Consider the following 19,592-nt stretch of genomic DNA (forward strand, 5'->3'; position numbering starts at 1 on the left):
GGACGCTCAAGCCAACTGCAACAGCGCCTCCTCCACTGCGGCAACCACCTGGTTGCCCTTGGCACCCGGCAGCCGCCATGCGGCGATGGTCATGCCCAGTGGCACCGCGCGGTCGATGGGGGCGACCAGTTCGCCGCTGTCGAGGTAGCGTTGCACCAGGCTTCTGCGCCCTATCAGCACCCCGGCGGCCAGCAAGGCTTGCTGCAGGGCGATCGAGTACAGGGAAAAACCCGGCCCACGGGCAACGAACTTGTGCCCGGGCATCACCGCCCCCGTCCACACCGCCCAGTCGTTCCAGCCCACGTCGGCGATGCAACGGGCGTCGGCAAGGTCCTCGGGCTTGGCGATGCTGGCGGCCAGGGCCGGCACGCACACGGGCAGGACTTCTTCCGTGGCTATCCTGCGTTGCCAGCGCTCGGGCTTTTCGGTGTAGAACAGGCACAGGTCGAACGGGCTGCGCTTCAGGTTGGGCGGCTCATCCACCGCCGTCACCGAGATCTCTATGGGTGCCAGCAGCCGGGTCAGTTCCGGCAGGCGTGGCCCGATCCACAACTGCGCCAAGGCAGGGGATGTGACGATATGCACTCGCTGCGGTGCGGCCAGGCGGCGCAGTGTGCGTGCAGCGGCTTCCACGGCGTCGAACGCCTCGGTGAACTGGCCTTTCACGCTTTCGCCCAAGGGCGTCAGGCGCACGCCTTTGGCATGGCGCTCGAACAAGGCTGCGCCATATTCGCTTTCCAGGGTCTTGACCAGGGCGGCGATGGCCCCCGGGGTCACCTTCAGCTCGAGTGCGGCACGGGCAAAACCGCCCAGGCGGGCTGACGCTTCGAAGGCACGCAGGGCATTGAGCTGCAGCGAGTGCCGGGTAGGAGTATCGAGGTACACGGTTTCAGGCCTATTTTTTTTAGGCCTACTATTCCAGAAATCTGACGTTGAGGCCAATTGTCGCGCGCATTAACGTGGACGTACCGCCCTTGCACCGTCTGCACACTTTCAAGGATTTCAAATGCCGTATCCAAACGGGACCCAAGCGTTCAGGCAAGGTGCCCACAGCGCCCTGCCATTGACCTCCGGCATCGTGCCCTTCGGCCTGATCACCGGGGTCACGGCGATCGGCATGGGCCTGTCGCCAACCGATGCCATCGGCATGACCTTGCTGTTCTACTCCGGTTCGGCGCAAATGGTGGTGATGCAGTTGATGCAAAGCGCCGCCCTGCCGGTGACCATGGTAGTCACCGCGCTGGTGATCAACCTGCGCTTCCTGATGTACAGCGCCAGCCTGGCCCCGCACCTGGGCCAGCTGCCGCGCCGCCAAAAGTGGCCGTTGGCGTACATGCTGTCAGATCAGTCCTTCGCCCTGTGCACGCTGAAGATGGGCTCGGGCGGGCTCGGGCAGCATGCCTACCCCTACTATGCCGGTACGGCAATCACCATGTTCTTCGGCTGGAACCTCTCGGTGCTGGCGGGCATGTACCTGGGCGCGAGCATTCCTGAAGACTGGTCGCTGGGCTTTGCCATTCCATTGTCATTCCTGGCCCTGTTGATACCCGGCATTCGCAATGCGGCCACGCTTGGCGCAGCGCTGACCGGCGGCGTGCTCGCCGTGCTGGCCGCCAACCTGCCCTACAACCTCGGCCTGCTGACTGGCGCGCTGGGCGGCATCATCGCCGGGCTGGCCATCGAGAGCTGGCAAAAACAGCAAACCGTGACAGACGCCAATACCGAGCAGGAAGCATCATGAGCGAAACGACCCAGTGGATAACCTTCATTCTGATCGGCCTGGGCACCTTCGCCATCCGCCTGTCGTTCATCGAGTTGCACACGGTGTTGCGCATCCCGCCACTGTTTCGCCGCGCCCTGGCGTATGTGCCGGCCAGTGTGCTGGCGGCATTGGTACTGCCGGCTGTGGTATTCCCTGACAGGCAGGCGGGGTTCGACTGGATGAACCCGCAGATACCAGCGGCGATACTGGCCGCGCTGGTGGCGTGGCGTACGCGCAGCACGATGCTGACGCTGATTGTGGGCATGGGAGTGCTGTGGGCCTTGAAGCATTTGGGGATGTAGGATGCGTCAGCGCTGATATTCCTGCTCTACACGGCCCCTGTAGGAGCGGCCTTGTGTCGCGAAAGGGCCGCAAGGCGGCCCCAGGATTTTGGCTTCACAGCTGATATGGCCGGGGCTGCTGCGCAGCCCTTTCGCGACACAAGGCCGCTCCTACACGGCCAGCGTCAGCTCGGCGGCTTCTCGCAGTATCAGACCGCGCTGGCCTTGGCCAGGTCCAGCGAGCGTGTCTCGGGCGCCATCAGCCAGGTGCAGAGCAGCCCGACCATTGAAATGCCAAACGCCACGATCATGGTGTTGGCAATGCCGAGCGACTACAGCGACATGGGCACCAGGTAGGTGCCGATGGCGGCACCGATACGCGACAGGGAAGTTGTCGGACCCTCTCCGAGCACGGACTGTTGTAGCGACTGGCTGAGTTGCACCAGGACCACGCCATAGTTGCTGGCCAACGCTGGGTGAGGGGGTATGGGAGATAGGAAATGGCGTCCCAGGCAGGAATTGAACCTGCAACCTTCCCCTTAGGAGGGGGATGCTCTATCCAATTGAGCTACTGAGACGCAAGTACCGGCAGCGGACGCTGCACAGCAGGACGGCCAGCATGTTAACCAGCATGCTGGCGTTTGTCATGCCTCAAGCGGGCTTTTTCGCGTAATCCTTTTCTGCCAATGCTACACCTGCGGCAGCACGCCTTCATCACGCAACAGCGCGAACAATGCGGCGACCGCGGTTTCCAGGGTGGTGGAGTTGTCCAGCACATGCAGCGACGGATCGGCCAGCGCCTGCAAGCGAGCATTACGTGCCAGGCGCTGCTCGACTTCCTCTGCGCTTTCCCGGCCGCGGGCCACCAAGCGCTCGCGCAGCACCTCGTGCCGGACCTCGACCAGCACTGCCAACAGGTTCGGGTAGCGCCGACGCGCCTCGGCCAGATAAGCCCGCGAACCATTCACCAGCACCGCCCTGCCCTCCGCCAGCCAATGGTCCACCTGCAGTGGAATGCCGTAATCCAGGCCATTGGCTCGCCAATGCATGGCGAACGCGCCTTGCGCGCGCAGTGCTTCGAACTGTTCGGCCGTGACTCCATGGGCGGCTTCGCCCTTGGCTTCGGCCGACCGGGTAATGACGCGACGGGCGATTTCCACCCCGGCGGCTGCCAATCGCTCACGAGAAGCATCGATCAGGGAATCTTTCCCGGAACCCGACGGTCCTACCAGATATATCAACCGACCTGTCCCTGATTGGCGGTCGCTTGCGTCATGTTGCATAGCCACTATGCTCTATGGAGGGAAACCGGCACATTCTAGGGGCTTTCCCAGCCTTTTGCTGCTTTTTACCAGTTTTTGACGGCAAAAGTCTGACGATTGGACAAGTCGGAACATGTAAAACTTTTCAAACCAGTACTCATTTCTGATAATTGGTACTGGCACAAAGCCTTTATCCGGCTCACTATTTGTCACAGAATTGACGCCAAGGAAACGGCGACCATGAGGCAAGATGAGCATCCATTTTTCACAGACGGTTGAACATTTCGTCGTCGCCACGGTCGTACTACCACCCCGTGCGGCCAATTTGAGAACCGCTTCCCCTGAACCAAAATCCGGTCAATTTATATGCGCCCAATGAAACAGGCTATTTATTCGAGCCGCACCGCTGACAAGTTCGTCGTCCGCCTGCCAGACGGGATGCGTGAGCGCATTGCCGAGGTAGCGCGCAACCATCACCGCAGCATGAACTCCGAAATCATCGCGCGCCTGGAACAGAGCCTTATCCAGGAAGGTGCGCTGGGTGACGAGTTGAGCATGCGCCTGGACAGCCCTGAACTGTCCCTGCATGAACGCGAGTTGCTGCAACGCTTCCGCCAACTGTCGCACCGCCAGCAGAACGCGCTGGTCGCCCTCATCGCTCACGATGTGGAAATGGCTACCGACGCCTCCTGAGGTTTGCAGCCGAACATGAAAAAGCCAGCGTAAGCTGGCTTTTTTGTGGATGGTGATCCTGCAAGAGACGCGATCCGTTTGTTTGGGGACCGCGGGCTACAGCAGGAACAGCGTGGCCAGCCCGAGGAAGATGAAGAACCCGCCGCTGTCGGTCACCGCGGTAATCATCACGCTGGAGCCCATCGCCGGGTCGCGCCCCAGGCGCGTCAGGGTCATCGGGATCAACACTCCCATCAAGGCCGCCAACAGCAGGTTCAAGGTCATCGCCGCAGTCATCACCAGGCCCAACGACCAGCTGCCATACAGCCAGAACGCCACCGCACCGATCACCCCGCCCCAGATCAGGCCGTTGAGCAGCGATACCGCCAGCTCCTTGCGCATCAGGCGGCTGGTGTTGCCCGGCGACACCTGGTCCAGCGCCATGGCGCGCACGATCATGGTGATGGTCTGGTTACCGGAGTTGCCACCAATACCCGCCACGATCGGCATCAGCGCAGCCAGGGCCACCAGCTTCTCGATCGAACCTTCGAACAGGCCAATCACTCGCGACGCAACGAAAGCGGTAATCAGGTTGATGGCCAACCAGGCCCAGCGGTTGCGCAGCGAACGCCAGACCGAGGCGAAGATGTCTTCTTCCTCGCGCAAACCGGCCATGTTCAGCACTTCGCTTTCGCTTTCTTCACGAATCAGGTCGACCATTTCGTCGATGGTCAAGCGGCCGATCAGGCGTTCGTTCTTGTCCACGACCGGTGCAGATACCAGGTCATAACGCTCGAAGGCCTGCGCCGCATCATAGGCATCTTCCTCGGGGTGGAAGGAGACCGGGTCGGTCGCCATGACCTCCGCCACCTTCTTTTCCGGGTCATTGACCAGCAGGCGCTTGATCGGCAATACGCCCTTGAGAATGCCGTCATAGTCGACCACGAACAGTTTGTCGGTGTGGTTCGGCAGCTCTTTCAGGCGGCGCAGGTAGCGCAACACCACTTCCAGGCTGACGTCTTCGCGGATGGTGACCATCTCGAAGTCCATCAGCGCACCAACCTGCTCCTCGTCGTAGCTCAGCGCCGAACGCACGCGCTCGCGTTGCTGGGCATCGAGGGTTTCCATCAGCTCGTGAACAACGTCACGCGGCAGCTCAGGAGCCAGGTCGGCCAGCTCGTCGGCGTCCATTTCCTTGGCGGCGGCGAGCAGTTCGTGATCGTCCATGTCGGCGATCAGCGATTGCCGCACGGCGTCGGACACTTCCAGCAGGATGTCGCCATCGCGATCCGAGCGCACCAGCTGCCAGACCGTCAGGCGGTCTTCCAGGGGCAAGGCTTCGAGGATGTAGGCGATGTCGGCGGGGTGCAGGTCATCGAGCTTGCGCTGCAGCTCGACGAGGTTCTGGCGGTGGACCAGGTTTTCCACCAGGTCGTTGTGGGCGCCTTCCTGACGGTGGGTCAGGTCTTCGACCACGCGCTGGCGTTGCAGCAGTTCGACCACCTGGGCCAGGCGGTCCTGCAGGCTTTCCTGCGCTTTTTTTACTTCTACTTCAGTCATAGGCGAACTCCACTCCCAGCAACGGAGCACGCCGGGAGAATCAATCGGACAGATCTTTCTGTATGAATCTTGTTAGCGAGTAACTACTGGGTAAGTCCATGGTGGTTTTCCACAAGCCCCGGCGGGGCTGACGGGCGCAATCATACACTGCTAAAGCTGTCAGATCGCTTAAAATTTTGGCCAGAACAATCGTTTGCGTGATAAAGCTGGGACAACGCTCGAAGCTATCAGTGCGACGGTGGGTCTGGCGGTCAAGTTACATTTGTTGTGTGCCCGGATGTGTATGCGGCGCCTGATCGATCTCGGGGCTGCTTTGCAGCCCATCGCGACACAAGGCCGCTCCTACAAGGGATCGCGTACTTCTGTAGGAGCGGCCTTGTGTCGCGAAAGGGTCGCGCAGCGACCCCAAAGGCACACGCTCAATCTACAGAAGAGCTTAGATCGACATCACCAACAATTCATTGGCACAGAAAAACAAAAAGCCCGCTCAATTGAGCGGGCTTCTTGATTTGGTGTGGCGCCACATTTGTTGTGTGCCCGGATGTGCATGCGGTGCCTGATCGATCTTGGGGCTGCTTTGCAGCCCATCGCGACACAAGGCCGCTCCTACAAGGGATCGCGTACTTCTGTAGGAGCGGCCTTGTGTCGCGAAAGGGTCGCGCAGCGGCCCCAAAGGCACACGCTCAATCTACAGAAGAGCTTAGATCGACATCACCAACAATTCATTGGCACAGAAAAACAAAAAGCCCGCTCAATTGAGCGGGCTTCTTGATTTGGTGTGGCGCCACATTTGTTGTGTGCCCGGATGTGCATGCGGTGCCTGATCGATCTTGGGGCTGCTTTGCAGCCCATCGCGACACAAGGCCGCTCCTACAAGGGATCGCGTACTTCTGTAGGAGCGGCCTTGTGTCGCGAAAGGGTCGCGCAGCGGCCCCAAAGGCACAGGCTCAATCTACAGAAGAGCTTAGATCGACATCACCAACAATTCATTGGCGCAGAAAAACAAAAAGCCCGCTCATTTGAGCGGGCTTCTTGATTTGGTGTGGCGGACTCAGGAGGATTCGAACCTCCGACCGCTCGGTTCGTAGCCGAGTACTCTATCCAGCTGAGCTATGAGTCCGTGGTGGTATTTTTTAGACCAGGTTACCACTGGTTGGTTGAAGTGCCTTTGCAAGCAGAGCCACTTCAAAAAGTGGCGGACTCAGCAGGATTCGAACCTGCGACCGCTCGGTTCGTAGCCGAGTACTCTATCCAGCTGAGCTATGAGTCCGCGATGGTAGTTTTAGACCAGATTACCACTGGTTGTTTGAAGCAGCCTTGCAAACAAAGCCACTTCAAAAGTGGCGGACTCAGGAGGATTCGAACCTCCGACCGCTCGGTTCGTAGCCGAGTACTCTATCCAGCTGAGCTATGAGTCCGTGTCTTGCCGCGCATTATAGGTCGCTGAAACATTTTTGCAAGAACTTTTTCGTTTAAAATCAACTACTTAGCGTTCTTACTGTTTACAGCGCCCTAAGCGAATAATGGCGGTGAAGGGGGGATTCGAACCCCCGATACCCTTATGAGGTATACTCCCTTAGCAGGGGAGCGCCTTCGGCCACTCGGCCACCTCACCGCAACACGAGGCGAATATTAAACAGGCTCTTCCTCGTTTGCAACCCTTTTTTTGAAAAAAACTTCAAAAAAATTAAAGGCTTGGCTCCTCGTCCTTCTCTTTCTTGATCCGCAGGTAGATTTCCTCGCGGTGCACAGCCACTTCTTTCGGGGCGCTGACGCCAATACGCACCTGGTTGCCTTTGACGCCGAGCACCGTCACGGTGATCTCGCCGTCTCCAATGATCAGGCTCTCGGCGCACCGACGAGTCAGAATCAACATAGCTTTCTCCTTACGTAAAACATTCAGGGGTAACAGTCTTGGGTGTCGCGGCCTGGTCGTGGACGACGACCAGGGCCCGATTACTCGCCACACAGGGCAGGACAGGCCTGTGTGGCGAGCAGAAACGCGAAGGGCGCGGCAAGCCGCGCCCTTCCAGGCAGCGTATTACTCGCTCTGTCGTGCCGGAGCGTCGAGCTCGAACGCGGTGTGCAGCGCGCGTACGGCCAGCTCCAGGTACTTCTCTTCGATCACGACCGAAACCTTGATCTCGGAGGTGGAGATCATCTGGATGTTGATGCTCTCCTTGGCCAGGGCTTCGAACATGCGGCTGGCAACACCGGCGTGCGAACGCATGCCGACGCCAACGATCGAGACCTTGGCGATCTTGGTGTCGCCGATCACTTCACGGGCACCGATTTCGCGGGCAGTGTTTTCCAGCACGCTCTGCGCCTTCTCGTACTCGTTGCGGTGTACGGTGAAGGTGAAGTCGGTGGTGTTATCGTGGGCAACGTTCTGCACGATCATGTCGACCTCGATGTTCGAGGCGCTGATCGGGCCGAGGATCTTGAAGGCCACGCCCGGGGTGTCCGGCACGCCGCGAATGGTCAGCTTGGCTTCATCACGGTTGAAGGCGATACCGGAAATGATCGGCTGTTCCATGGATTCCTCTTCATCAATGGTAATGAGGGTACCCGGACCCTCCTTGAAGCTGTGCAGCACGCGCAGCGGAACGTTGTACTTGCCGGCGAACTCCACCGAACGGATCTGCAGCACCTTGGAACCGAGGCTGGCCATTTCCAGCATCTCTTCGAAGGTGATCTTCTCCAGGCGCTGGGCCTGCGGCACAACGCGCGGGTCGGTGGTGTAGACGCCATCGACGTCGGTGTAGATCTGGCACTCGTCAGCCTTCAGCGCAGCCGCCAGGGCCACGCCCGTGGTGTCGGAGCCGCCACGGCCCAGGGTGGTAATGCTGCCGTGCTCGTCGACGCCCTGGAAGCCCGCTACCACGACCACGCGGCCTTCCTTGAGGTCGGCACGAATCTTCTGGTCGTCGATCTGCAGGATGCGCGCCTTGTTGTGCGCGCTGTCGGTGAGAATGCGCACCTGGTTGCCGGTGTAGGACACCGCTGGCACACCACGCTTGATCAAGGCCATGGTCAGCAAGGCAATGGTGACCTGCTCACCGGTCGACACGATCACATCCAGTTCACGCGGAACCGGCTGATCGGTGATCTGCTTGGCCAGGTCGATCAGGCGATTGGTTTCACCGCTCATGGCCGACAACACAACCACCAGGTCGTCGCCCGCCTCACGGTGTTTCTTGACCTTATCGGCTACCTGCTCGATCCGCTCGATGGAACCGACAGAGGTGCCGCCAAATTTCTGTACGATCAACGCCATTTCAATGGTGCCTCAGCCCATACAGGGCCCCAAAAAACAATCCAACATGAAGAGGCCGGATGGGAGTGGCCTGTGTGGCTAATTCTTGCACCCAAATTCGAGTGCCAGGATTCGCCTCGCTGCGTTGCCACTCCTCGCCGTAGCCCGGCTACGACTCGTCGCGGCGCCTTGCGCGGCAAACCCTGGCACTCGAATTTGAGCGCAAGAATTAGCCGTACAGGCCACTAGACCGCCGGCCCCCTCATCTCAAAGTCCCTGCTCTGCGAATGGCACAGCCAGCGCCAGGGCCTGGTCCAGTGCAGCGACGTCGACGCCGCCACCCTGGGCCATGTCCGGACGGCCACCGCCCTTGCCACCCACCGCCGCAGCGGCTTGTTTCATCAGATCGCCAGCCTTGAGTTGGCTGGAGAGGTCCTTGGTCACGCCGGCCACCAGCACGACCTTGCCCTCATGCTCGCTGCCCAGCAGGATCACTGCGTGGCCGAGCTTGTTCTTCAGCTGATCGACCAGCGCCAGCAGGGCCTTGCCGTCCTGCCCATCCAGGCGGGCGGCGAGCACCTTGGCGCCCTTGACCTCAACGGCCGCATTGGAGAGATCATCCCCGGCGGCGCTGGCGGCCTTGGCCTGCAGCTGTTCCAGCTGCTTCTCCAGCTGGCGGTTGCGCTCGAGCACAGCCGACAGCTTGTCGATCAGGTTGTCGCGGTTACCCTTCACCAGCTGCGCGGCTTCCTTGACCTGCTCTTCGGCAGCGTTCAGGTAGGCCAGCGCAGCAGCGCCGGTGACCGCTTCGATACGGCGCACGCCAGAGGCCACGCCGCCTTCGCTGATGATCTTGAACAGGCTGATGTCACCGGTGCGCTTGGCGTGGATACCGCCGCACAGCTCCACCGAGAAATCGCCGCCCATGCTCAGCACACGCACGGTGTCGCCGTACTTCTCGCCGAACAGCGCCATGGCACCCTTGGCCTTGGCGGTTTCGATGTCGGTCAGTTCGGTTTCCACCGCAGTGTTCTTGCGCACTTCGCGGTTGACGATGTCTTCCAGGGCCTTGATCTGCTCCGGTTTCACCGCCTCGAAGTGGCTGAAGTCGAAACGCAGGCGCTGGCTGTCGACCAGCGAGCCTTTCTGCTGCACATGCTCGCCCAGTACCTGGCGCAGCGCTTCGTGCAGCAGGTGGGTGGCGGAGTGGTTCAGCGAGGTGGCGTGCTGCACGTCGGCATCGACCTTGGCCTGGACCGGCGAACCGATCACCAGCGCACCGCTGGCAACCACGCCGTGGTGCAGGAAAGCACCACCGGTCTTGGTGGTGTCGCGCACGTCGAAGCGCGCAGCGCCAGCCTGCAGGTAGCCGGTGTCACCCACCTGGCCACCGGATTCGGCGTAGAACGGCGTGCGGTCGAGCACGACCACGCCCTGCTCGCCTTCACCCAGCTGGTCGACGGCCTGGCCGTCCTTGTACAGGGCGATGATCTTGCCCTGGCCTTCGGTGGCCTCGTAGCCGAGGAACTCGGTGGCGCTGTCGACCTTGACCAGGCTGTTGTAGTCCATGCCGAAGGCGCTGGCAGAACGGGCGCGCTCACGCTGGGCGTCCATCTCGCGCTCGAAGCCGGCTTCGTCGATGGTCAGCTCGCGCTCGCGGGCGATGTCGGCGGTCAGGTCCATCGGGAAGCCGTAGGTGTCGTACAGCTTGAACACCACGTCGCCCGGCACCACCTCGCCCTTCAGCTGGGCCAGGTCCTGCTCGAGGATGCGCAGGCCCTGCTCCAGGGTCTTGGCGAACTGTTCTTCTTCAGCCTTGAGCACGCGTTCGATGTGCGCCTGCTGGCTGTTCAGTTCCGGGAAGGCCTCGCCCATTTCGGCGACCAGCGCGGCGACGATCTGGTAGAAGAAGCTGCCTTTGGCGCCCAGCTTGTTACCGTGGCGGCAGGCACGACGAATGATGCGGCGCAGCACGTAGCCACGGCCTTCGTTGGACGGCAGCACGCCGTCGGCAATCAGGAAGCCGCACGAACGGATGTGGTCGGCGACCACTTTCAGCGAGGCCTGGCCCTCATTGCCGCAACCGATGGCCTTGGCCGCGGCCGACAGCAGGTTCTGGAACAGGTCGATCTCGTAGTTCGAGTGCACGTGCTGCAGCACGGCGCTGACGCGCTCCAGGCCCATGCCGGTGTCTACCGACGGCGCTGGCAGCGGGTGCAGCACGCCGTCGGCGGTGCGGTTGAACTGCATGAAGACGTTGTTCCAGATCTCGATGTAGCGATCGCCGTCTTCTTCCGGCGAGCCGGGTGGGCCGCCCCAGATGTCCGGGCCGTGGTCGTAGAAGATCTCGGTGCACGGGCCGCACGGGCCGGTGTCGCCCATGGTCCAGAAGTTGTCGGAGGCGTACGGGGCGCCCTTGTTGTCGCCGATGCGCACCATGCGCTCGGCCGGCACGCCGACTTCCTTGGTCCAGATATCGTAGGCTTCGTCGTCAGTGGCGTAGACGGTGACCCAGAGCTTTTCCTTGGGCAGGTTCAGCCATTTTTCCGAAGTCAGGAAGGTCCAGGCGAAGGTGATCGCGTCGCGCTTGAAATAGTCACCGAAGCTGAAGTTGCCCAGCATTTCGAAGAAGGTGTGGTGACGCGCGGTGTAACCGACGTTTTCCAGGTCGTTGTGCTTGCCGCCGGCGCGCACGCACTTCTGGCTGCTGACGGCACGCGTGTAGGCACGCTTCTCCGCACCGAGGAAGCAGTCCTTGAACTGGTTCATGCCGGCATTGGTGAACAGCAGGGTCGGGTCGTTGTTCGGGATCAGCGAACTGGAGGCGACTCGGGTATGTCCCTGCTCTTCGAAGAAGCGAAGGAAGGCTTCACGGATTTCTGCGCTTTTCATAGGTTCTTCCACGGAAACGGCGGCCGTTTGGGCTAATACGTCGAATCGACGAAACGACGGCAAAGGGCGCCATTATATCCAGCCTGAACGGGAGATACAGTGTGTTTGTACACCAGAACAGCAATCGGCGGATGAAAAGCCGTTCATGAGCACGGCCAGGGCGGAAAAGCAGACCTGCAGGCCCACCCATGCGGTACATAAGCAACACCTGACCCGCGCAGTGGAACGGGATCCTGCCGGCCCACCCTCACTGCCGGAGCACTCCATGCCTGAGCTGAACATCTCCAAACTCCACTCGGACCCACACCCGCTGCCTCACGAGGCTACCCTGGCCAATCCGAACCCGATCTACTACATAGATGCTCGCGAACCTGGTTACGCCCAGACCGCCTTTCACAATGACGACAACCTTCAGCAGCAGACCGAGGTCAAGTACATCCAGGCCGACGAAAATGTGCGAATCACCCTCGAACGTGCCTATCCATTGGGGCGGCGTTATCGCCGCAGCACCCAGAACAGCGAGCTGCTGGTCTTCAACGTGGCCCCGCGTGCGCTGCGCGCGAATGAGCAGCAAAAGCGCATACGTATCGCCCCGCGCGAATGCCTGCTGGAAGTGACCATCAACGATGCGGTATTCATGGTCGCCGCGCATACCGCCCAAGCCATCGCCATTCGCCTCACCGATGGCAATCACCACGTCGTCATCGCCCCGGAGGTGAAGAAGACGGTGCTGATCGACATGATAGGGAGCGGCAACAGGATCGAGACCGGCGCAGGTATCGTCCACATCGATGCCCATACCGGCACGCACCAGATTGTGGTCGGTAGCGGACCGGTACTCATCGACAAGGGCGACGCGGTTGTCAACGTCACGGGGCACCGCCTGCTTGGCCGCGAATCCTCCAGGGTCGAGCTCTACCGCGATACCGAAAACGATGCACGACTGGCCCGGCCCGTGACGGTCGAACATCAGGCCCTGGGCAATATCGGTGTGCGAGTGACGGGTAGCGACCCGTTCAGGCAAGCGGCACAGGATGCGCTGGAGCTCCTGCGCAAACTACCCTGCGGCCAGGCGCTGCTGGCGGCCCTGGATAAAAAGGCCGGGCAGTCCGGGACACCGATCAGCCTGATCGAAGCATCCAGACACCAATTCACGACCTATACACCCAGCGACCACGAAGAAGATGAAGACGAAGGCCACTTCATCATCGACGAAAACCAGAGTAGCTGGGGCTACAGCGGCGGCACCCTGGCATACAACCCAGGCTGGTCGACCGCAGCGCAACTGCCACTACTCGACCTGTATCGTTGCTTGTGCCAAGGCTGGAACTCGATGTCAGGCACCGTCTTTCCGGGCCAGACCGAGGTTCAAGGCAAAAACGGCGCTTATCCGGTGGACAACCTGCTGCTGCAGAGCATCGGCTTACCCACCGATTGCAGGTTCACATTCGGCGGCAGCACCGCCCTGAACACCAACCCACCCGCCTTCACTGAAAACGGGCTGCGCCAGGCGCTGCAACTGGAGCTGCGCACACAGCCGTGAGCCCAGTGTATCGGGGCCAGCTCAGCCTAGTCGCTGGCCGGAGTCAGGAACGATCAGAATCCCCGCCCTGAGGCCATTCTTGACCTTGGGGTTGGGGAAGATGATGCGCGCGCCCTCCTCCTCGACTACCCAGCGCGTCTCGGCCAGGTCTTCGGCCAGCAGGTAACCCTTGCTCAGCTCGGAGAAATTCTCGATGTCCGCCGGCAGGTGCAGGTGGAAGCTGTCGCTGTGCTTGATGATCTCGCGGGACACGCTGAACAGCTGCAGGCCATCCAGAGAGCCTTCGCCCTGTGGCTCGGTGTCTTCGATGATGTGGATCAGCCTCGCTTCCAGCTTGTCGAGGTTGACCAGCTCGTTCTGACCGAACGGGCGGGCCTTGCCCAGCTCCAGGGTGAAGGCTTCGGCCTCCAGCTGCTCGTAGGTGAAGGCGCTGAAGGTGATGGAGGATTTGCTCTGCAGCAACACCGCCTCCATGCCCGCCGCCGCCAGGCGTACCAGCTCGCGACGGGAATGCTTGCGCCCCTCTTTATAAGGGTACAAGGCGAACTGCTCGATCTTCGAGCCGCGGATGGCGGTATGCAGGTCGTAGTGCAGGCGGTTGCGCCCCGGCTTGCTGAAGAACACCCGGGCGAACTGTTCCAGCTCGGCGGCACGCAATGCCTCGAAGCCACTGGACAGCTCGTGGCGGCCGTTGAACAGGCGGTTGATGTCCTGCTCGATGAAGCGCTCGCCCTTGCGGATCGCTGCCGGGTTGCCGAACAGGAACAGCACCCGGGCCTTGGGTTTGATCTTGCCGTTGGCCACGCCATGCAGCAGCCGCTCGAGCAACTCGATCGGTGCCGTTTCGTTGCCGTGGATGCCGGCGGACAACAGCAAGTCCAGCCCGCAATCCTCGCTTTCGGCCGGGCGCACTTCGAGCGCGCCCTCCCCCAGCCAACGCAAACGCGCGCCCTTGGGTGTCACTTGGGTCTTCTCGGCCGGTTCGTGATCGGTGAGGGTCAGCTCAAGCAATTTGCCAAGGGCGAGCATAGGTACTTCCTTAGTGGTGGTGGCCGCAGTCGGGGCCATGGACGTGATCGTCGTCTTCGCCGACCTCCGCCGGTTCCATTTCCAGCTGCAGGCTGACCAGGTTGGTGGCCATCGGGCGTAGCAGCAGATTGGCGTACTCGGTGTCGTCTTCCTCGACATCCACGCCGATCAGCAGCTGGCCACGACCATCCTGCTGAATCCACACTTCCTTGCCTTGCCAGACCACGGCAAAGCGGGTGCAGGAAGTTTCCAGCTGGGTGCCGTCTTCATCTTCCAGGATAAGGCGCAGGGCGTCGGTCATTGCAAAGTCTCTCTTCAAGGTTGGCGTTGGAACGGATACACCGAGCCCAACTTCAGGATCTGGGTCAATTCGTCCAGTGCCGTACGGCATTCCACCAGCAACTGCGGATCGGCCAAGTCCGCCTCGCCAAGGCGATCGCGGTAATGCTTGTCGACCCACAGCAGCAGGGTGTCGTACAGCGAGGCGGTCATGATAACGCCTTGGTTGACCGCTGCCAGTTCCGTTTCCTTCAACGCCACGCGCAAACGCAGGCAAGCCGGCCCACCGCCGTTCTGCATGCTCTGCTTGAGGTCAAATACCTTGACCTCTTTCACCGCGCCGCCCTGGCTGGTCAACTGGCCCAGGTAGGCCCAGACCCGCTCGTTGTTGCGGCACTCTTCCGGCACCACCAACAGCATGGAGCCGTCGTCGCGGCTGAGCAGCTGGCTGTTGAACAGGTAGGAACGCACCGCGTCCTCCACCGTCACCGCTGCCCGCGGCACGCAGATGGCCTGGAAGTTGCCACCCTTGCTGGCCAGTTTAGCTCGCAGCTGGCCAAGTACCGCGTCGGTGTCGAGGAAAGCGTCCTCGTGATAGAACAGCACCTCGCCGTTACCCACCGCAATTACATCGTTATGGAACACGCCCTGGTCGATCACGGCCGGGTTCTGTTGAGCGTAGACCACGCCGTCTTCGCTCAGGCCATGCAGCCGGGCCACAGCCTGGGAAGCCTCCAGGGTTTGCCGGGCCGGGTACTTCTGCGGCGCCGGGTAGCGACTGTCGAAGGCGCTGCGGCCGTAGACGAAGAACTCCACACCGGCCTCGCCATATGCACGGCAGAAGCGCGTGTGGTTGGCCGCCCCCTCGTCACCGAACTGCGCCACGGCAGGCAGTGCCTCGTGGTGGGCAAAGTGCTTGTCGTTGTTGAACATGGCACCCAGCACTCGGCTGGTGGTCGGGTGCTCGATACTGCGGTGGTACTTGCAGTTGAGGTTGGCAGCAGTGAAGTGCACGCGGCCATCGGCAGTGTCGGCACTGGGGCTGACCGTGGCGGCGTTGGCCACCCACATGCTCGAGGCCGAGCAGCTGGCCACCAGCAATGGCATGGCCTCCTTGGCGGCGCGCTGGATCACTTCGGCATCGCTGCCGCTGAAGCCCAGGCGGCGCAGTGCGGCCACGTCGGGGCGCTCCTGCGGCGCCAGCACGCCCTGCTTGAAGCCCATGTCGGCCAGCGCTTTCATCTTCGCCAGGCCCTGGCGCGCGGCTTCGCGCGGGTTGGAACCCTGCTGGCTGTTGCTCTGCGAAGCCACGTTGCCGTAGGACAGGCCGCCATAGTTGTGGGTAGGCCCCACCAGGCCATCAAAATTCACTTCATAGGATTTCATCGGCTAGGCTCCGTGACCTGTTGTTATAGGGTGACGCCCGGCGTCAGGGTTGCCGGCAAGGCAAGGCTGGCGGTCTCCAGCGAAGCCACGGGGTAAGCGCAGTAGTCCGCCGCGTAATAGGCGCTGGCGCGATGGTTGCCACTGGCTCCCACGCCGCCGAACGGTGCACTGCTGGCGGCACCGGTCAGTTGCTTGTTCCAGTTGACGATGCCAGCGCGGCTGCGCAGCCAGAAGTACTGGTAACGGGCGCGGGAGTCGGACAGCAAACCGGCAGCCAGGCCGTACTGGGTGTTGTTGGCCTCATCGATGGCGGCATCGAAGTCGGCATAGCGGATCACCTGCAGCAGCGGGCCGAAGAACTCTTCGTCCGGGCGTTCGGCCACCGCGGTGACATCGACAATGCCCGGGGTCAGCAGTGCGGCATCGGCCTGTGGCTGGGTCATTTCCAGCAGCTTCACGGCGCCCTTGGCGACCAGTTCGGCCTGGGCTGCAATCAGCGCCCGCGCTGCCTGCAGCGAAATCACCGAACCCATGAACGGCGCCGGCTGCTGGTCGAACGCACCGACCGTGATGGATTTGCTCACCTCGACCAGGCGCGCGATCAGAGCATCGCCCCAGGCGCCTTGCGGCACCAGCAGACGGCGGGCGCAGGTGCAGCGCTGGCCGGCGGAAATGAACGCCGACTGGATAATGGTGTACACCGCCGCATCGAGGTCCTTGACCTCGTCCACCACCAGCGGGTTGTTGCCGCCCATCTCCAGGGCCAAAATCTTGTCCGGGCGGCCGGCGAACTGCTGGTGCAACAGGTTGCCGGTGCGGCTGGAGCCGGTGAAGAACAGGCCATCGATACCCGGGTTGGCGGCCAGCGCCACACCGGTTTCACGCGCGCCCTGCACCAGGTTGAGCACACCCGCCGGCAGCCCGGCGGCAATCCAGCAATTGACGGTCAGCTCGGCGACCTTGGGCGTCAGCTCACTGGGCTTGAACACCACGCAGTTGCCCGCCAGCAGCGCCGGCACGATATGCCCGTTGGGCAGGTGGCCGGGGAAGTTGTACGGGCCGAACACCGCCACCACACCGTGGGGCTTGTGCCGCAGCACGGCCGTGGCATCGGCCAGCGGGCCGCTCTTTTCGCCGGTGCGCTCGCGGTAGCTCTGCACCGAGATCGCCACCTTGTTGATCATGCTGGTAACTTCGGTCGCCGACTCCCACAGGGGCTTGCCGGTTTCCTCGCCAATGCACTGGGCCATCGCTTCGGCATGCGCTTTCAGCTGCAAGGCGAACTTCTCCAGCACATCGATGCGCGCTTCCAGGCTCAGTTGCGCCCAGGCCGGGAAGGCATGGCGCGCAGCCTGCACGGCAGCCTCCACCTGGCTGGCGTCGGCGCCCTGCCCCTGCCAGACGACAGCCTGCGTCACCGGGTTGAGCGACTGCAGGGTTTCACCCTGGCCGACCTGCCAATTGCCTGCGATGTAATGCGTGGTCATTTATTTGGCCTCCCGGCTTGCCGACAGCGGCACCGCGCGCACGTTGTCGCCGGCACCCATGCGCAGGCGCTTGGCCGTCAAGGGGTCGACCACCAGGGTACCGGCGGCCAACCGCGCAGGTGCAGCCGTGATGCGGCAGTCGTCGCGCTTGCGGTTGTGAATGATGTAAGGAGTGGCGTCATCGCCCGGTGTGCCCACGGCCAGCACCAGGGTCTGGCTTTCGCGTACGGCGCGGATCTTGTCGGTGTCGCACTCGATGGCGGGGCCGGCGTCAAAAATGTCGACGTAACCCTGGTAGTTGAAGCCTTCCTGCTTGAGCATGGCCAGCGCCGGCTCGGTGTCTTTGTGCACGCGGCCGATCACGTTGCGCGCTGCCTCAGACAGGAAGCAGGTGTACAGCGGGAACTTCGGCATCAGCTCGGCAATGAACGACTTGTTGCCCACGCCGGTGAGGTAGTCGGCCTGGCTGAACTCCATCTTGAAGAAGTGCCGGCCCAGGCTTTCCCAGAACGGCGAGCGGCCCTGCTCGTCGGACATGCCGCGCATTTCGGCGATGATCTTCTTGCCGAACAGCTCGGGGAACTCGGCGATGAACAGCATGCGCGCCCGCGACAGCAGGCGGCCGTTGAGGCCGGAGCGGTAGTCGCTGCGCAGGAACAGCGAGCACAGCTCGGAGTTGCCGGTCAGGTCGTTGGCCAGGAACAGGGTGGGGATTTCGCGGTAGATCTTCAGCTCCTGCGAGGCGCTGACGGTCAGGCCGACCCGGTAGTTGTACCAGGGCTCGCGCAGGCCGACGGCACCGGCGATGGCACTGATGCCCACCACCATGCCTTCGTCGTTTTCCAGCACGAACAGGTAGTCGGTGTCGCCACGCTCGGCTTCGCCCCGGAAGCTCTTCTCCGCCCAGCCAACGCGATGCCCCAGGCGCTCTTCGTTGGCCGGCAGCGTGGTCAGCCCGGTGGTACCGGTGCTGCGTGCCAATTCGATCAACGCAGGCAAATCGCTGCTGCGTACAGGACGAACGATCATGCTATCTCCTTTTGCGGCGGCGGCGGCCGGCGCGAAACTCTTCTAACGCATCAATCCCGAAACGTCTGTTGCCAGACCTCAGACCGCAACCAGACGCACGCTGGCACCCTCGCCCACCCCCAGCGCCTCGGCGGCGGCCGGGCTCAGGCTGACCGGTTTACCTGGCACCCAGTCCAGGTCCAGCAGTACCGCGCGGTAGTCCTGCAACTGGCCGTTGCACACCAGGTACGGGCGCCCGCCCTTGACCGGGGCGTCCTCGAGCTTCACCGGCACCACCCGGCTCTGGGCGATCGAGCGGATACCCGAGGTACGCGCATGCAGGGTCGGGCCACCATCGAAGATGTCGATGTAGTGCTCGGTCTCGAAGCCTTCGCGCATGAGGATGTCGAAGGTAATCTGCGCCCGCGGGTGCACCTGGCCCATGGCTTCCTGAGCCAGGTCAGGCAGCAGCGGCACGTAGATCGGGTAGTGCGGCATCAGTTCGGCGAGGAAGGTACGGCTCTTCAGGCCGCACAGGCGCTCGGCGTGGGCATAGTTGAGGTCGAAGAAGTTGCGGCCGATGGCATCCCAGAACGGCGATTCACCCTGCTCGTCGCTGTAGCCGACGATCTCGGTCACCACCGAGTCGGCGAAACGCTCCGGGTGAGCGGCCATGAACAGCAGGCGGCCACGCGAATTGAGCTCGGCCCAGCCACTGTTCACCAGTTCCGGCAGCACATAGAAGCTGGTCAGCAGGCTGTTGCCGGTCAGGTCATGGCACAGCGACAACACGTGGATCTTGTTATGGATCTTCAGCTCGCGCGAGGCGTGCACGAAGGTCTCGTTACGAAAACTGTAGAACGGCTCGGAGTAGCCGGCCGAAGCGACGATGGCCGAGCAACCGGCCAGCTTGCCGGTTTCGCTGTCCTCGAGCACGAAGAAGTAGCTTTCTTCACCGTTGAAGCTGACCTCGGCGGCGAAGGAAGTCTCGGATGCGGCGATCTTGTCGCCCAGGCGAGCGGTGTCGTCCGGCAGCGAGGTGACACCAATGGGGCTGTCTGCAGCCATGCGCTGCACTTCGTTCAGATCAGCCATTTGCGCGGGGCGCATCACCAGCATGGTGTCACTCCTTTGGAATACGGGCCGCTCACGGCGGCACGGAAAAACGGCAGGTG

Annotated in this window: 16 protein-coding genes, 5 tRNA genes and 1 pseudogene; 4 read left to right on the forward strand and 18 right to left on the reverse strand. The window is 62.1% G+C overall.

Translation table 11 applies throughout. The annotated features are described in order from the left end of the window. Positions 1-6: 6 nt before the first annotated feature. A complete protein-coding gene (locus C163_RS18635) occupies positions 7-885 on the reverse strand; it encodes a LysR family transcriptional regulator (protein WP_025340113.1) in 879 nt (292 codons plus the stop codon). A 121-nt stretch (positions 886-1,006) separates the two neighbouring features. On the opposite strand from C163_RS18635, the gene C163_RS18640 reads away from it, so the two are divergent. Beyond that, positions 1,007-1,741, forward strand: coding sequence for an AzlC family ABC transporter permease (locus tag C163_RS18640; RefSeq protein WP_025340114.1), 735 nt, complete (start codon positions 1,007-1,009; stop codon positions 1,739-1,741). Further along, positions 1,738-2,064 (forward strand): AzlD domain-containing protein, encoded by a 327-nt coding sequence (locus C163_RS18645; protein WP_025340115.1) that lies wholly within the window; start codon positions 1,738-1,740, stop codon positions 2,062-2,064. Before C163_RS18640 ends, C163_RS18645 begins: the two co-directional genes overlap by 4 nt. Before the next feature lie 188 nt (positions 2,065-2,252). Here the strand turns inward: C163_RS18645 and C163_RS27550 are convergent. The 3 genes and pseudogenes from C163_RS27550 to phnN form a co-directional block, all read right to left on the reverse strand. Then, a pseudogene (locus C163_RS27550) lies at positions 2,253-2,444 on the reverse strand (MFS transporter); the annotation flags it as partial. Positions 2,445-2,544: 100 nt separating this feature from the next. Continuing rightward, a tRNA-Arg gene (locus C163_RS18655) sits at positions 2,545-2,621 on the reverse strand. Positions 2,622-2,732: 111 nt separating this feature from the next. Then, positions 2,733-3,326: a phosphonate metabolism protein/1,5-bisphosphokinase (PRPP-forming) PhnN gene (phnN, locus tag C163_RS18660; RefSeq protein WP_025340117.1), complete on the reverse strand. Its 594-nt coding sequence runs from the start codon at positions 3,324-3,326 to the stop codon at positions 2,733-2,735. A 345-nt stretch (positions 3,327-3,671) separates the two neighbouring features. Here phnN and C163_RS18665 point away from each other — a divergent pair, with 345 nt between their 5' ends. After that, positions 3,672-3,998, forward strand: a complete 327-nt coding sequence (locus C163_RS18665; protein ID WP_012273554.1) for an Arc family DNA-binding protein — start codon at positions 3,672-3,674, stop codon at positions 3,996-3,998. A gap of 96 nt (positions 3,999-4,094) precedes the next feature. Here C163_RS18665 and mgtE read toward each other — a convergent pair whose 3' ends face one another. From mgtE to alaS, 8 genes are all read right to left on the reverse strand, one after another. After that, positions 4,095-5,537, reverse strand: a complete 1,443-nt coding sequence (mgtE, locus tag C163_RS18670) for a magnesium transporter (protein WP_025340118.1) — start codon at positions 5,535-5,537, stop codon at positions 4,095-4,097. Positions 5,538-6,580: 1,043 nt separating this feature from the next. Beyond that, positions 6,581-6,657: transfer RNA gene (locus C163_RS18675), tRNA-Arg, on the reverse strand. Between the two features lie 73 nt (positions 6,658-6,730). After that, positions 6,731-6,807, reverse strand: a tRNA-Arg gene (locus C163_RS18680). 71 nt (positions 6,808-6,878) lie between these two features. Further along, a tRNA-Arg gene (locus tag C163_RS18685) sits at positions 6,879-6,955 on the reverse strand. Positions 6,956-7,061: 106 nt separating this feature from the next. Beyond that, positions 7,062-7,152: transfer RNA gene (locus tag C163_RS18690), tRNA-Ser, on the reverse strand. Between the two features lie 72 nt (positions 7,153-7,224). Beyond that, positions 7,225-7,413: a carbon storage regulator CsrA gene (gene csrA, locus C163_RS18695; protein ID WP_003254503.1), complete on the reverse strand. Its 189-nt coding sequence runs from the start codon at positions 7,411-7,413 to the stop codon at positions 7,225-7,227. Positions 7,414-7,578: 165 nt separating this feature from the next. After that, positions 7,579-8,814, reverse strand: a complete 1,236-nt coding sequence (locus C163_RS18700) for an aspartate kinase (protein ID WP_013973645.1) — start codon at positions 8,812-8,814, stop codon at positions 7,579-7,581. Between the two features lie 246 nt (positions 8,815-9,060). Further along, positions 9,061-11,685 carry an alanine--tRNA ligase gene (alaS, locus tag C163_RS18705; protein ID WP_025340119.1) on the reverse strand — a complete coding sequence of 875 codons (2,625 nt, stop codon included), beginning with the start codon at positions 11,683-11,685 and terminating at the stop codon, positions 9,061-9,063. Between the two features lie 265 nt (positions 11,686-11,950). Between alaS and C163_RS18710 the strand changes: the two genes are divergently transcribed. Continuing rightward, entirely contained in the window at positions 11,951-13,228 is a 1,278-nt protein-coding gene (locus C163_RS18710; RefSeq protein WP_025340120.1) for a M91 family zinc metallopeptidase, read from the forward strand. Positions 13,229-13,249: 21 nt separating this feature from the next. On the opposite strand, the gene astE is transcribed toward C163_RS18710, so the two are convergent. The 6 genes from astE to aruF form a co-directional block, all read right to left on the reverse strand. Then, complete coding sequence (astE, locus tag C163_RS18715; protein WP_025340121.1) at positions 13,250-14,257, reverse strand: succinylglutamate desuccinylase; 1,008 nt, start codon at positions 14,255-14,257, stop codon at positions 13,250-13,252. Between the two features lie 10 nt (positions 14,258-14,267). Continuing rightward, complete coding sequence (locus C163_RS18720; RefSeq protein ID WP_003256592.1) at positions 14,268-14,558, reverse strand: topoisomerase II; 291 nt, start codon at positions 14,556-14,558, stop codon at positions 14,268-14,270. Positions 14,559-14,572: 14 nt separating this feature from the next. Next, positions 14,573-15,922 carry an N-succinylarginine dihydrolase gene (astB, locus tag C163_RS18725; RefSeq protein ID WP_025340122.1) on the reverse strand — a complete coding sequence of 450 codons (1,350 nt, stop codon included), beginning with the start codon at positions 15,920-15,922 and terminating at the stop codon, positions 14,573-14,575. A gap of 23 nt (positions 15,923-15,945) precedes the next feature. Then, complete coding sequence (gene astD / locus C163_RS18730) at positions 15,946-17,409, reverse strand: succinylglutamate-semialdehyde dehydrogenase (protein WP_025340123.1); 1,464 nt, start codon at positions 17,407-17,409, stop codon at positions 15,946-15,948. Then, on the reverse strand, positions 17,410-18,438 hold the full coding sequence (astA, locus tag C163_RS18735) for an arginine N-succinyltransferase (RefSeq protein WP_025340124.1): 1,029 nt from the start codon (positions 18,436-18,438) through the stop codon (positions 17,410-17,412). It lies immediately after the preceding gene. Positions 18,439-18,516: 78 nt separating this feature from the next. Further along, entirely contained in the window at positions 18,517-19,536 is a 1,020-nt protein-coding gene (gene aruF / locus C163_RS18740; protein ID WP_025340125.1) for an arginine/ornithine succinyltransferase subunit alpha, read from the reverse strand. Positions 19,537-19,592: the final 56 nt, after the last annotated feature.

The organism is Pseudomonas sp. FGI182, assembly GCF_000511325.1.
Lineage (GTDB): Bacteria > Pseudomonadota > Gammaproteobacteria > Pseudomonadales > Pseudomonadaceae > Aquipseudomonas > Aquipseudomonas putida_Z.

What these genes read in the sequence shown, in the direction of transcription:
- C163_RS18640 (WP_025340114.1), top strand. Translation starts at nt 1,007, where the DNA reads ATGCCGTATCCAAACGGGACCCAAGCGTTCAGGCAAGGTGCCCACAGC.
- C163_RS18645 (WP_025340115.1), top strand. Translation starts at nt 1,738, where the DNA reads ATGAGCGAAACGACCCAGTGGATAACCTTCATTCTGATCGGCCTGGGC.
- phnN (WP_025340117.1), bottom strand. Translation starts at nt 3,326, where the DNA reads ATGCAACATGACGCAAGCGACCGCCAATCAGGGACAGGTCGGTTGATA.
- C163_RS18665 (WP_012273554.1), top strand. Translation starts at nt 3,672, where the DNA reads ATGCGCCCAATGAAACAGGCTATTTATTCGAGCCGCACCGCTGACAAG.
- mgtE (WP_025340118.1), bottom strand. Translation starts at nt 5,537, where the DNA reads ATGACTGAAGTAGAAGTAAAAAAAGCGCAGGAAAGCCTGCAGGACCGC.
- csrA (WP_003254503.1), bottom strand. Translation starts at nt 7,413, where the DNA reads ATGTTGATTCTGACTCGTCGGTGCGCCGAGAGCCTGATCATTGGAGAC.
- C163_RS18700 (WP_013973645.1), bottom strand. Translation starts at nt 8,814, where the DNA reads ATGGCGTTGATCGTACAGAAATTTGGCGGCACCTCTGTCGGTTCCATC.
- alaS (WP_025340119.1), bottom strand. Translation starts at nt 11,685, where the DNA reads ATGAAAAGCGCAGAAATCCGTGAAGCCTTCCTTCGCTTCTTCGAAGAG.
- C163_RS18710 (WP_025340120.1), top strand. Translation starts at nt 11,951, where the DNA reads ATGCCTGAGCTGAACATCTCCAAACTCCACTCGGACCCACACCCGCTG.
- astE (WP_025340121.1), bottom strand. Translation starts at nt 14,257, where the DNA reads ATGCTCGCCCTTGGCAAATTGCTTGAGCTGACCCTCACCGATCACGAA.
- C163_RS18720 (WP_003256592.1), bottom strand. Translation starts at nt 14,558, where the DNA reads ATGACCGACGCCCTGCGCCTTATCCTGGAAGATGAAGACGGCACCCAG.
- astB (WP_025340122.1), bottom strand. Translation starts at nt 15,922, where the DNA reads ATGAAATCCTATGAAGTGAATTTTGATGGCCTGGTGGGGCCTACCCAC.
- astD (WP_025340123.1), bottom strand. Translation starts at nt 17,409, where the DNA reads ATGACCACGCATTACATCGCAGGCAATTGGCAGGTCGGCCAGGGTGAA.
- astA (WP_025340124.1), bottom strand. Translation starts at nt 18,438, where the DNA reads ATGATCGTTCGTCCTGTACGCAGCAGCGATTTGCCTGCGTTGATCGAA.
- aruF (WP_025340125.1), bottom strand. Translation starts at nt 19,536, where the DNA reads ATGCTGGTGATGCGCCCCGCGCAAATGGCTGATCTGAACGAAGTGCAG.